Raw genomic sequence first — 12273 nt, 5'->3', positions numbered from 1 at the left:
GCTGGATGCGCGCACCGTCACCGAACGCGCCGCGCACGCCGCCACCGAGCGGCACGTCAGCCTCCGGCCCGCCCCGGACACCATGTGCCATCTCACCGCCCTGCTCCCGGTCACCGCCGGCGTCGCCGTCTACACCGCCCTGACCCGGCACGCCGACGCCCTCAGGAACAGCGGGGACCCGCGGGGCCGGGGGCAGCTGATGGCCGACACCCTCGTCGAACGCAGCACCGGCACCCCCGGCGGGATCACCGGGGTCGAAATCCAGCTTGTCATGACCGACCGCACGCTCTTCCAGGCCGACGCCGAACCGGCCCGGCTCCCGGGCTACGGCACCGTCCCGGCCGGCTGGGCCCGCACACTGATCAACGGCACAGCGGCCACAGAAACCGCCGGATCCCCTACACCCGGTGGCTCGGCAGGCAGTTCCCCGGAACCCGGCGGCGGCGCGGCCCAGAACACGGACACGGAGACAGGACATGGCATCGGGGTCGGGCCCGCCCCCGGCACGAACCCCGGCGGCATAGCCGACGGTTCCCCGGGACCCGGCAGCCCCCCAATATCCGGTGGCACGGACGGGACATCCGATGACACCGCGTTCGGCGTGTGGATCCGCGGCTCTACACCCACCCCGGCACCGGCGGGCTCGTCGCGATGGACTCCCGCGCCCGGATCTTCCCGCCCGGACTCCGCCGCCTCATCCAAGTCCGCGACGAAACCTGCCGCACCCCGTACTGCGACGCCCCCATCCGCCACCTGGACCACATCATCCCCCACCGCGACGGCGGCCCCACCGCCCTGGCCAACGGCGCCGGACTCTGCGAAGCCTGCAACCACACCAAAGAAACCCCCGGCTGGACCGCCCGCCCAGCACCCGGATCCGCTTCCGGCAGCGGCGACCGGCACAGGCACACCATCAAACTCACCACCCCCACCGGCCACACCTACCACTCCACCGCACCACCCCTGCCCGGAACGCCGCTCCGCCCATCAGCAACGGATCAGCCGGGCTCCCGGCACCGGCGCCAGCTCCGGCACCAGGCCAAAACGCTCAGAAGCGCGCGCAGCCTTCCTTCGGCCGCCTGAGACCAGCCACTTCAGTCCACCGGACCCGTGGGCCGGTCCGGCCGGCGGCCCGTCAGCGTCTGGACTGCCTCTGCGATGCCCACGTCCCCTCGTTCAAGCTCTTGCATGAAGAGTCTTCCGCTCGTAATGAGGCCGTCCTCGATCTCGAAGATCGTCACGCCGCGCATGTCGAAGGGCCGCCCATCGGTGCGGGTGCCGGCCCAGGTCCATTCGCTCCACGCGGTGTTACCGTCGTCCGCGGAGCGGAGCACTTCTGCATGAAAATCGGGAACGCCAGCGAATATCGCTGCCCAGTTCGCGTGCATCTGCGCCCGTCCCACAAATGCCCTGGCCGGGTGGACCGGTTGCACGCTCTTATATGACTCATGGAACAACGCGGCGGCTGCCTCAAGGTCGTGGTCATTGAACGCTGCAAGCAGGCGCTGGATAAGTTGACTCATCGGATCACTCCTCGGCATGGCGGGGTTTCATGCACAGGCTCGTTGGCGGACCGCACCGGGGCCGGAGATCGGTCTGCCCGCATCGTCAATCTACGCCGCCGCACTCACCCACTTCCAGGCGGAACAGGTCCGGACCGATCAGGTCCAGACCGATGAGGTCCAGACGCCAATCGGTCCGGGAGTTTCTGAACTGACGCGGGCACCGCTATCCGGTGACCGTCTTGGCCGTCGCATTCCACGTCAGCCGCCCGTGCTGGAAATCCGTTGCCCGGCCGACGGATACCGTGTACGAGTCGCTCGTCGGATAACCCAGCCGGCTCTTCTCCCAGCCCATCGACGCCCACTTATTCCGGATCGCACCGGTCACCGAGTGCGCCTGGGTAGTCGGCGTCCAGTAGATCGATGCCCCGCCCGAACCGGAGAAGTGGCTGTACCGCCCCACCCTGTCCGGGGTGCCCTCCTCGTCCGTGATCGGATACCGCAGCGGGCCGGTCTCCCAGCCAAGTGCAGCCCATTTGGACCGGATGGCCCCCAGGACAAAGTGCGCCCCCGTCGTCGGTGACCAGAAGATCGAGTTTCCACCCGCACCTGAGAAGTGGTTGTAGCGCCCCACCTTGTCCGCAGACGCCGTAGTGTCAGAGGTCGGGTAGCCTAGGCCCGTCTCCCAGCCCAGCGACGCCCACTTGGCACGGACGGCCCCTGTTACCGAGTGGGCCTTGGTTGTCGGTGTCCAGTAGATCGATGCCCCACCCGCACCGGAGAAGTGGTTGTACCGTCCCACCCCGTCCGGGGTGCGCTTCTCGTCGGTGATCGGATACCCCAAGGGTCCTGTCTCCGCGCCCAGTGCCCTCCATTTGGACCTGATCGCGCCGGTCACAGAGCGCGCCCCGGTGGTCAGCGAATAGTAGATCGAAGTCCCACCCGCACCGGAGAAGTCACTGTACTTCCCCACCTTGTCCGGCGACACTTTCTCGTCCGAGGTCGGGAAGCCGAAGGGACCACCGGCGCCGCCCTCGGCCCTGTACCGCTTGTAGATCTCATTGAGGACTGCATGGGCCCCGGTCTTGGTTGACCAGCAGATCACTCCTCTGGTGTAGTCCTGGCACTTGCCTACTCCCACGGCATACTCCGCGGTCAGCGACCGGCCGAGGCTCGACCCGGGGCGGCCTGCATTGATCTTCCACCCGTAAGCAGCGATGGGGTCATCGGTACCGTTCCCGGTGAGCATGACCTTCTGAGCAGCTTGGCCGTCGTCCGCAGTGATCAGGTAAAAGGTCTCGCTCGTCCCTGCTTGCCCGACGGCCGTGGGCGCGAAGGTCACCGTCTGGTACGCGGTTTCACCGGCGGGAATTTTCAAGCCCTCGGAGATGGGAGTCGTCGTGGAGAAGACGCCCTGTGGCGCTTTCGCCTTCGTGATGGTCATCGGGACGTTGCCGGTGTTCTTTATCTCGAAAGCCCTGGTAACCGACGTCCYGGCGGGGACGTCACCGAAGTCCAGGGAGTGCGGCATCTCCAGGTGCGCCGCGCCGGCCACGGCGGTCGCGGCCACCTTAACGGTCACCTTCCCGCGGTCACTGGCGACGACGAGCGTATCGGCCACCGGGCCCGCCAACGTGGGACTGAACGTCATGGACACCGCAACCGATGCGAGCGGCTGGATCGTCTGCCCCACAGCCGGCACCGTGCCGGGGTCGACCCGGAGCTGTGCGTTTGCCGGAAGGGTGACCCCAGTGATCTTTGCCACGGTTGTGCCCGTGTTGACGATGTTGACAGTCTGCCGGCTGACAGTTTTTGTCGGCACGTCGGTGAACTGGATTACGGCGGGAGTCGCGCCCAGGCCCTCCTTCGTGCCGACGCCGTGGACGCCGATGAGATCGGTCTCGCCGTCGGCCGTTTTGACCGTCAGCGTGCCGTCGGCCTGGCCCGGAACAGTCGGAGCGAAGATCACGGGCACGGTCATGCTCGCGCCCTTGGCCAACTTCCGGGGCATCGTGAGCCCGGTTCCGATCTTGAACGGGGCGCGCGTCGTGATGGAGCTGACTGTTACCGCCCGCGATGCGGTGATCGTTACGCTCCCGGTCACGGAGGTGCCAACCTTGGCGGTACCGAGGTCGGTGTTCTTTGCCCCTACCGCTGACGTAGTCGGGGCGCCGAAGCCCAGGACGTGCCCGTCCCGGGTGCCCACGTATACGCGGCCCTTGTCAGTGGCCACCGAGGAGAACTTGGACCCTATACCCAGTGGGGCGCTAAACACTTCCTTGAGGTTCCCCGTATTGTCCGGTATTGCCCGGTAGGCGCGCAGCTCCGCATCGGCCCCGGTACCTGCGCTGACATAGACCACCCAGACAAGGGCGGAGGACCCGTCTGTGCCGGTGGAGGTCACCACCGGCGAACCGGAGCTGAACCCGAACGTGCCGGCGGAGGTCCCGACGGAGGCGAGGCTGACCCCGCCCGCCGCGCTCGTCACGATCTTGAACGCGCGAAGGTACCCGTTGCTCTCGACGACGTAAAGGTAGCCCCCGTTGGTGGTTCCGAGAAACCCGGGCTTTCCCCACACTCCGCTGTACGGACCGGCCTTGTCCAGGACGGCGTCGGTTCCACCCGGCCCCTGCGCCATGCCGCCCAGGTTGTCCCGGTCCAGCAGGTACATGGTGCCATCTTTACCGATTTGGGCCAGCAGGTGCGGGTGTGCCGCGGTGCCATAGCCGTCCGGGATCGCGACGGGAGCGCCGGCGCCCAGATCGGCGTCGTTTCGGTTCAGTTTCGCGTTGTCGGCCGGGCTGAAGAAGTCGGTGGGTTTCAGATTGCCGTCGGTGCCGACTCGGAGCCGGACCACCGCCTCCGCCAGAGTGCTGGGGGGGTTCGATCCCGGCCCGGGCTTGGGGGAAATGCCGTTCCCTGTGGTGAGCAGGATTTGGCCGGGGCCGTCGGACACCAGTCCTCCGCCGGATTGCCAGATCCCGCCCTCCGCGTTGGCGTTGCCTGATTCGGTCGCCCACATCGTCGTCTGCCGGCCTGCGGTCGATACGCCGACAACATAGCCCACGAACGGGGTGTAGTCGCAATGGCTGGCAAATCCTGCGTAGACCACGCCGTTCAGGAGCAGCAGCCCCGGGCGCTGCATCGCCGTCATCGGGTTGAACGGGCGGGCGGGGTCACTTGTCGGGGCGCCTTGGATGGTGACGGGGAATCCGGGCTTCTCCGCTCCGGTCGCCACGTCCAGGGAGTGCATGTACCAGTGCGGGAATTGCTTGCTGGCCCCGTCATTCGTCTTCGCGAGCAGGAAGATGCTCCTTGTCGCCGGGTCGTAGACCGGAGTGGACGTGATTCCAATGTTGGGCGTGAGGTCACCGCAGTTAACGGTCGACGCCGGCCACGCCGGTCCGAGTTTGCGGGTCCACTTGGCCGCACCTGTGGCGCTGTCCAGCCCGTACACGGCATTGTTTTCCGTCGCGGCAATCACGGTACTGCCTACTACGAGCGGCTGGGCGTAGACCTGCCCGTCCACGGTTGCAGAGAACAGTTTGCCGAAGTTCGATGATGCGACGGCCGACGGTGAGAGCCCGGGCTCGTCCTTGTCCCATCCGGTCCGCAGGGAATCGTTGGCGATGGTCCTCACGTCCGCAACGGCCGTCTCGCCGACGGACAGCGCAGCGAGTGTGAGCGTTGCCGACAGCAGCGAAGCCCATGCGCCTCGGGACCATGGCCGTTGTCGGGGCAAAGTTGCGTGGATCGTGGCCGCCCGGTGCTTCCGGGGATGCGGCGTCCTACCCGTGCGTCCACCGCGAAGAAGGCCCTTAAAATGGCCGGACGACACCCGAGATTCCGTTTGATCATGCATGGCTGAGACCAGTTTCTGACCACTACATTGACTTTATTAACCCAGTACCCTGGAGCCTAGAAGCGGGGTTTGAAGAGCGCGCGAGTGATTGCTACTCAACTTCGCCGGGGCAATGCCCGTATTCCTCCGGTCGCTACTTGCCCGCTGCTTGGGCAAACGCGACTGCCTACTTGCCTCCCGGAAAACCACGTGGAGATGCCCCACTTCGCGAGGCTCCGCAACGCATCATTTTCGGCCGACGGGTCAGCGGCCGCCCATGGCGGGGCATGTGAATACGGGGTGATCCGAGCGGACCCCAACGGGGGCGAAGCCGGAGTGCGGGCGCCGGACTCCGTACCGCGCCGCGTTAGGCTCATCCCATGTCGCCCGATCGATACCTGCACCAGCTTGCCAGCTCCCTGGACCATCTCGGCACGCTGGCCCGCCAGCCGGAAGACAGCCTTGCCCGCGCCGTTCCGGCATGCCCGGGCTGGACGCTCGAGCAACTATTCGGACATCTCGGTTCAATCGAGCGGTGGGCCGCCACTGTGGTCAGTGAGGGCACCTTCGTCCAGGAACCGGCACCGCCCGCCGAGGGCGCCGCGGCCTGGTTCCTCGAAGGCACGGCACCCTTCCTCGAGACGATGACGGCACTTGACCCCGAGAAACCCTGTTGGGACTTCGGACCGCCGCCGCACAACGCCCGGTTCTGGCTTCGGCGCCAGGCCCACGAACACGCCATCCACCTCATCGACGCCTGCCAGGCGCTTGGCCTGGCAGTCCCCGCCCTGGGTGAGGACTTCATGCTCGACGGCGTCGACGAGGTCCTCGCGATGTTCGCGCCGCGCCAGCTGCGACTGGAGCGGATGCCGCACCCGGACAAGGCGGTGACCTTCCAGGTGCCCGGGGCCACCGCCTGGACACTGGGCCCTGATTCCGCCGTGGCATCGATTTCCGCCCCATTGCCCGTGATGTACCTCGGGCTGTGGGGCCGATCCAACCTGGAGGATACCGCCCTCATTGAGGGTGATGCCGCTGTTGCCCTGCGCGTGCTTCGGGGTCCGCTCACACCGTGAGTCCCGGATTGCAGGCTTAGGATACGAACACGTCCTGGGAAGCTGCCGATGCTTCAAACCTCGCCTAATGCTTTCGTGACCACCTGCCCGAAGGGCACCCAAACAGATGTCAGAGCACGCCACAACCGGAACCGCAGATCCCGCCGCGCCCGCTGCGAGGTGGGGAATCCTCGGCACGGGGTTCATCGCCGGGCTGCAGACGCCGGACCTGATCGACAACGGTTCATTGGTCCAGGCTGTGGGCTCCCGGAACCTGGCATCGGCGCGGGAGTTCGCGGCCCGGTTTCAGATCCCCTCGTCCCATGGAAGCTATGAGGACCTCGTGGCTGACCCGGACGTGGATATTGTCTACATCTCGACGCCGCACCCGTTCCACCACGAAAATGCCCTGTTGGCCCTGGACGCCGGCAAACACGTGTTGATTGAAAAGCCCTTCGCCATGAACGCCTGGCAGGCCCGGGAGATTGTGGAGCTGGCCGAGTCGAAGGGACTGATCGCACTTGAGGCCATGTGGACCCGCTATCTTCCGCACATGGTCCGTATCCGTGAGCTGATTCGATCCGGCGCGCTGGGCGACGTCCGGACGGTGATCGCGGACCACAACCAGAATCTGCCCAAGGACCCGACGCACCGCCTCAATGACCCGGCGCTGGGCGGCGGAGCGCTCCTGGACCTGGGCATCTACCCCGTGTCCTTCGCCTTCGACGTCTTTGGAGCGCCGGTCAGCATCCGGGCAGCGGCCAGTATGACGGAAACCGGTGTTGACCGGCAGACCGCCATGATTTTCGAGTACGGGGACGGGCAGCAGGCCGTGCTGCACTGCGCGCTGGATACTGCAGGGCCAAACCAGGCCTCGATCATCGGAACCGAAGGCCGAATCGAGGTCCCGTCAGTCTGGTATACGCCGTCGGCCTTCACCCGGTACGACGCCGACGGCAACGTCGCTGAGCGCTTCGATGAGCCTGTCGCAGGCCGCGGAATGCAATACCAGGCGCGGGAAATGGAGCGGCTCATCGCGGCGCACGCCACTGCCAACGACATCCTGCCGCCCCGGCAGAGCGTTCAGGTCATGGAGGCCTTGGACGAAGTCAGGAGCCAGATCGGCCTCGCCTACAGCAGCGACGAGAAGTCAGGCTGGAGAGACTAAGCGGCCCAGTTCTGGGGCGGCACTGGCCGGCGCCGCTTAGCCACGTCCGATCAACTCAGCCACGCGATCGAGCTCTTCTTCCAGATTGTAGAAATGCACGGCCAACCGGATCCTGCCCTCGCGGACCGACGCCACCACGTTGGCCTGGCGAAACCGCGCCATGACCGCCTCGGCATCGCTCACCGGCACGGAGACGATGGTCGAGCGGTGCTGCTCGGTGAAGGGCCGGAAGGCGGAGCCCTCCGCGGCCAGCGCATCCTGCAGGCGAAGGGCGAGCCGGGCGTTGCGATCAAGCAAGGCCGTGATCCCGAACCGGCGGAAGATGCCGAGCGCCGCCTGCTCGGCCAGGGCGGGAAACCACGCCAATGAGGCGTCGAGCTTCGAGGCCGTGGGTGAGAGGTCCATAGCCGGCCCGTAGAAGCTCTCGGCCGGCTTGCGGGCGGCCTTCCAGCCCGGGCCGATGGGCTGGAGACGGTCCAGCAGCCCGCTGCGGACATAGAGGTAGCCCATGCCCCTGGAACCGAGCAGGAACTTGTGGCTCGCGGCGGCCAGGAAGTCCACGCCGTCGCGGACCACGTCCAGCGGCACCGCGCCTGCCGCCTGGCAGGCATCGACGAAAAACCAGGCGCCGGAGCGGGCAGCGACCCGGCTGAGCGCGCCCAGATCGGCCCGGTAACCGTTGGCCGAATGAACGGCGCTGACGGCGATCAGGCGGGTGCCGCCGTCGGCCGCCTGAGCAAACGCCTCGGCCGTCACGCCGTCGCCGCCCGGAGCCACGGCGCGGACCTCGTAGCCGCGCTGCCGGAGCATAAGCCAGKGATAGTAGTTCGAGGCGAATTCGTTCTCGGCGACCACGACGTTCTCGCCGTGCTTCGCGGGCGGCAGGTTGGCCGCCACTATCCCGGCGGCTGAGCTCACGGCCGGAACGATTGCGATCTCCCCGGCAGTGGCGCCGACGATCTCCGCGAACATGGCACGGGCGTCCTCCCCCGCCCGTTCGGCTTCCATCCAGTCGAACCGGCCGGCAGACCAGCGCGCGGCCGCCAGTTCGTAGGCCTCCCGGGCGGGGGCGGAGCCGACGTTCGTGGTCGCGGTGTTGAGATAGATGATGTCCTTGAGCCCCGGGAAGAGCTGGCGGATATCGGCGGCGTGCATGGCAGCGGGCGCCCTAACCGTGCCCGTGCGCGGGGTTCAGGCCTTTCGCGTAGGCGGCCTGCCCCACGTGCTGAAGGCAATCGGCAATGGTGCTGACCAGCCGTACCCCGAGCGTGACGGGCGGGTCCCAGCGGGTGTCGACGATGCGGTCGAAGTCGTCGTCGCCGAGGGTCTTCAAGAATTCCACAGTCTGCCGGTGCACAGCGTCGTAGTATTCGAGCAACAGCTCCGGCGGTGCCTGCACCGCGTCCACCTGGCCGCTCGTATGGCCGTAGCCGGTGTCCCGCTTGGAAAGAGGCAGGTCGAAGCGGGCAGCAAACCCCTGCGAGGTCCAGACCTGGTCCAGGCCTGCGGCGGAGGCCACTTGCGCGTCCTCGACCCTGCCGAGGTGCCAGATGAGCCAGGCCATCGAGTTCCCGCTGCCTGCGGGCCGTCGGAGCAAGGTGGCATTGTCGACCTCTGCCAGGGCGGCGGCCACCGTCTCATGGATCCGGCCGAAGGCGTCCAGCAGCAGTTCATTGGATTTCATCGAGTCCCCTCGCTGTGCATGATCGGAGTGCTGTGCATGATCGGTGTGCCCCATGCTTGCACGGAGGCCGCACTGCCGGATAGGGCCGAGCGTCTGGGTCTCCACGGCTCACGCTAAGGCACAGCCGGCGGCCACCCGGCCGGGCACAGTCCGCGAGGTCTTGGCAGCTGCGACACCCGCGCCTACCCTTACGAACTATGAGCAACTTGTTGCCTGTAGCGCAGCCGGTGCGGGCGACGTCCGGTCGCTGGGAACGCCGGGACAAGTTCCATCTCGCCGGCATCACCGGCTTCGTCCTCCTGCTCAACGTGGTCGGCTGGAGTGTGTTGACCCTGGCCGTGGCTCCACAGAACTTCGCGCTGGGCCGCTCCGGTGTGTACGGGGTAGGGCTGGGCGTCACCGCCTTTCTGCTGGGAGTGCGGCACGCGTTCGACGCCGACCACCTCGCCGTCATCGACAACACCACGCGCAAGCTGGTCGGCGAGGGAAAGGCCGCGCTGGGGGTGGGCTTCTGGTTCTCGCTGGGCCACTCGACCGTGGTGTTCGGCGCGGCGCTGCTCCTGGCCCTCGGCGCGAGGGCCATGGCCGGGACCGTGCAGGACGGGGACTCGGCCCTGATGCAGACGCTGGGACTGGTGGGAAGCGTCGTGGCCGGCACGTTCCTGATCCTGATCGGTCTGATGAACCTCGCCTCGGTGATCGGCATCGCCCGGGTGTTCCGCGGCATGCGGACCGGGGAACTGGACGAGGCTGAGCTTGAGCACCAGCTCAACAACCGGGGCTTCCTGGCGCGGCTCCTCGGCGGAACCATCCGGCGGATCACCAAGCCATGGCACATCTATCCCGTCGGCCTGCTGATGGGCCTGGGATTCGACACCGCGTCCCAGGTGGCCCTGCTCGTGCTCGCGGCCGGTTCCGCGGCCTTCTCCCTGCCCTGGTACGCCATCCTGGTCCTGCCGGTGCTGTTCGCCGCCGGAATGAGCATTTTCGACACCGCCGACGGCGTGTTCATGTCCCGGGCTTACGGGTGGGCGTTCCTGAAGCCGGTCCGCAAGGTCTTTTACAACCTCACAGTCACGGTGCTCTCGGCGATTGTGGCCCTGGTGGTCGGGGTTACCGTGCTGCTCGGGGTCGTAGCGGACAAGGTGGGACTCGAATCCGGGCCGGCGGCCGCCATCGGTTCGCTGGACCTCGGAAACGTCGGGTACATCATTGTCGGACTGTTCGTCATCATCTGGCTGATCGCGCTCGCCGTCTGGAAATTTGGCCGGATCGAACAGCGCTGGAGCCAGTCCGGCGCCAGCTGAGACCCCTCCCGGCATGGTCAGCAGTTGGGCGAGTCGAACTCGTAGGCCCCTGAATCGGCAGCTGCCGTACCGTTGCAGTCTCCGTCCTGGGGCACCGCAAGTCCGGCGAGGTCGAAGGCGGAAGGGCTCGCTCCGGCGCGGTCGATGGCCGGGCTGGCGCTGGTCAGGTGGAGATCGGCCGGTGCGTTCACGAATCGTGCCGACGCAGTGGTGGAGGTGCTGTTCGGCACGAAGTTGACCGGACCGTTGAGGACGTTCTGCCTCTCGGTCCAGCCCGAGCCGTTGATCCACAAGGAGTTCTTGACACCTGCCAGGATGTTGCCGCGGATCACAGTCGATGAAGGGCAGCTCGCATGGCAGACGATCGCCTGGGACTGCGGCCCGTTCAGGTAGACGGTATTGAACTCAAAAACGGTGCCGTTCGTGGGCCCGAAGGAGGTCCCTGGTCCGCGGGCGATCAAGCCTTTGGCCTGGGCACAGTTTGCCCCACACGTCGACCGGACAAGGTTGTAGCGGTAGGTGTTGCCGTCCGCAGTCCCGGAGGACCTCCCAATCTCGGAGAAGTTGTTGTTGTCCAGCGACACATTGTGATGAACGTAGTTCCGGTTTCCGTTGTAGATTTCGAAAGAACCGCCGTCGCGGTTGTAATCGTAGGAAAACGCCGTGGAGCCGCTGACCGTGTTGCCTGAGAGTTCGTTGTCGTTGCCGTTGATCAGCACGCCGGAAGCGCCGGAGTCGTCACTGCAGTTCACTGCCTGGGGTGTTCCGCAGTTCGTGCCCTGCGTCAGGACGTTCATGATGTTGTTGTTGGTCAGTACGTTGCCGGTGTATTTCCCAAAATCGGACCCGGTTCCTGCCTTGATGCCCACGGCGTTGTTGGAGGCGCTGGAGTTCCTGACCGTGTTGCGGTCGCCGGTGATGCTGATGCCGGCATAGCCGCAGGAGACGCCGCGAAGTCCGTCAACTATGGTGAAGTTTCCGTTGATCCTGATGCAGTTTCCCGATTTGCCGCCCGTTATGGTCGGGGCGTTGCCGGTCCCGTAGCCGTTCAGGGTGATGGGTGCGGCATCAGTACCGCTCTGGGTGGTCACAATGCCCCCGGTCCAGGTGTCGCCCTTGCGGAAACTGACGGTATCGCCGGGCTTGAGGACGATCGAGTTGATCTTTGACAGCGATTTCCACGGTGCCGCGCTTGAGGTCCCCGCATTGGTGTCGCTCCCCGAGGCACTGACGAAGTACGTGGTACCCACGGCCTGGGCCGGCGCCGAGAGGCCCACCACCAACCAGCCGACAGTGAGGAGGGGCGTGAGTACGGCTGTCATGAAGGCATTGGTTTTCATCGTGATCCTCGCGGGTTTGCTGGTGGACGGAGGAAAGCTCCGCGACCTTGAGCTGCGCCCGCTACGGCCCTTTGACCATGAATCCAGACTCAGGCTCGGGTCATCCGCCGAACCTACTGGGCGCAGGTTGTAGAAAGCTGGGGCACGGTCCGCGGGCCGGCACGGTCCGCGGCAGCCTGCGCTCTACGCCGCCGCAATCACAGTCCGTGTGATGAATCGCTCACTCACCATGGCCTTCGGTGGAGTTCCCGATTCTCCCGGCATGACCAGCGCCACGGACGCATCCGAGCCGATCTCTTCAGATCGGATGAATTATCGTGGCGCACAAGCGTGATTCAAGGTTGAAAATTCGGATTTTGTGGGCCAAACGCCTTGT

8 protein-coding genes and 1 pseudogene are annotated in these 12273 nt (G+C 66.2%); 4 read left to right on the top strand and 5 right to left on the bottom strand.

Translation table 11 applies throughout. The features are described 5' to 3' along the window. Positions 1–1083, top strand: a pseudogene (locus tag AC1D2F_RS22105) (HNH endonuclease); the annotation flags it as partial. Between the two features lie 11 nt (positions 1084–1094). Here AC1D2F_RS22105 and AC1D2F_RS22100 read toward each other — a convergent pair. Continuing rightward, a complete protein-coding gene (locus tag AC1D2F_RS22100; RefSeq protein ID WP_229996172.1) occupies positions 1095–1523 on the bottom strand; it encodes a nuclear transport factor 2 family protein in 429 nt (142 codons plus the stop codon). 205 nt (positions 1524–1728) lie between these two features. Continuing rightward, entirely contained in the window at positions 1729–5142 is a 3414-nt protein-coding gene (locus tag AC1D2F_RS22095; RefSeq protein WP_476967712.1) for an Ig-like domain-containing protein, read from the bottom strand. 581 nt (positions 5143–5723) lie between these two features. On the opposite strand from AC1D2F_RS22095, the gene AC1D2F_RS22090 reads away from it, so the two are divergent. Together AC1D2F_RS22090 and AC1D2F_RS22085 are read left to right on the top strand one after the other, a co-directional pair. Then, positions 5724–6419, top strand: coding sequence for a maleylpyruvate isomerase family mycothiol-dependent enzyme (locus AC1D2F_RS22090; RefSeq protein ID WP_229995906.1), 696 nt, complete (start codon positions 5724–5726; stop codon positions 6417–6419). A 106-nt stretch (positions 6420–6525) separates the two neighbouring features. Next, on the top strand, positions 6526–7566 hold the full coding sequence (locus AC1D2F_RS22085; RefSeq protein ID WP_229995905.1) for a Gfo/Idh/MocA family protein: 1041 nt from the start codon (positions 6526–6528) through the stop codon (positions 7564–7566). 36 nt (positions 7567–7602) lie between these two features. On the opposite strand, the gene AC1D2F_RS22080 is transcribed toward AC1D2F_RS22085, so the two are convergent. Continuing rightward, the gene (locus AC1D2F_RS22080; RefSeq protein WP_476967711.1) at positions 7603–8721 is read right to left on the bottom strand and encodes an aminotransferase class V-fold PLP-dependent enzyme; all 1119 of its coding nucleotides are present in this window, start codon (positions 8719–8721) and stop codon (positions 7603–7605) included. A gap of 13 nt (positions 8722–8734) precedes the next feature. Then, positions 8735–9250: a mycothiol transferase gene (locus AC1D2F_RS22075; RefSeq protein ID WP_229995903.1), complete on the bottom strand. Its 516-nt coding sequence runs from the start codon at positions 9248–9250 to the stop codon at positions 8735–8737. A gap of 197 nt (positions 9251–9447) precedes the next feature. On the opposite strand from AC1D2F_RS22075, the gene nicT reads away from it, so the two are divergent. Further along, a complete protein-coding gene (gene nicT / locus AC1D2F_RS22070; RefSeq protein ID WP_476967710.1) occupies positions 9448–10557 on the top strand; it encodes a Nickel transporter NicT in 1110 nt (369 codons plus the stop codon). A gap of 17 nt (positions 10558–10574) precedes the next feature. Here the strand turns inward: nicT and AC1D2F_RS22065 are convergent, their stop codons facing one another. Continuing rightward, a complete protein-coding gene (locus AC1D2F_RS22065) occupies positions 10575–11879 on the bottom strand; it encodes a right-handed parallel beta-helix repeat-containing protein (protein WP_476967709.1) in 1305 nt (434 codons plus the stop codon). Positions 11880–12273: the final 394 nt, after the last annotated feature.

Source organism: Arthrobacter sp. P1_B3 (assembly GCF_056406615.1).
This window is presented reverse-complemented; position numbering and strand designations above follow the sequence as displayed.

What these genes read in the sequence shown, in the direction of transcription:
- AC1D2F_RS22075 (WP_229995903.1), bottom strand. Translation starts at nt 9,250, where the DNA reads ATGAAATCCAATGAACTGCTGCTGGACGCCTTCGGCCGGATCCATGAG.
- AC1D2F_RS22090 (WP_229995906.1), top strand. Translation starts at nt 5,724, where the DNA reads ATGTCGCCCGATCGATACCTGCACCAGCTTGCCAGCTCCCTGGACCAT.
- nicT (WP_476967710.1), top strand. Translation starts at nt 9,448, where the DNA reads ATGAGCAACTTGTTGCCTGTAGCGCAGCCGGTGCGGGCGACGTCCGGT.
- AC1D2F_RS22100 (WP_229996172.1), bottom strand. Translation starts at nt 1,523, where the DNA reads ATGAGTCAACTTATCCAGCGCCTGCTTGCAGCGTTCAATGACCACGAC.
- AC1D2F_RS22065 (WP_476967709.1), bottom strand. Translation starts at nt 11,879, where the DNA reads ATGACAGCCGTACTCACGCCCCTCCTCACTGTCGGCTGGTTGGTGGTG.
- AC1D2F_RS22085 (WP_229995905.1), top strand. Translation starts at nt 6,526, where the DNA reads ATGTCAGAGCACGCCACAACCGGAACCGCAGATCCCGCCGCGCCCGCT.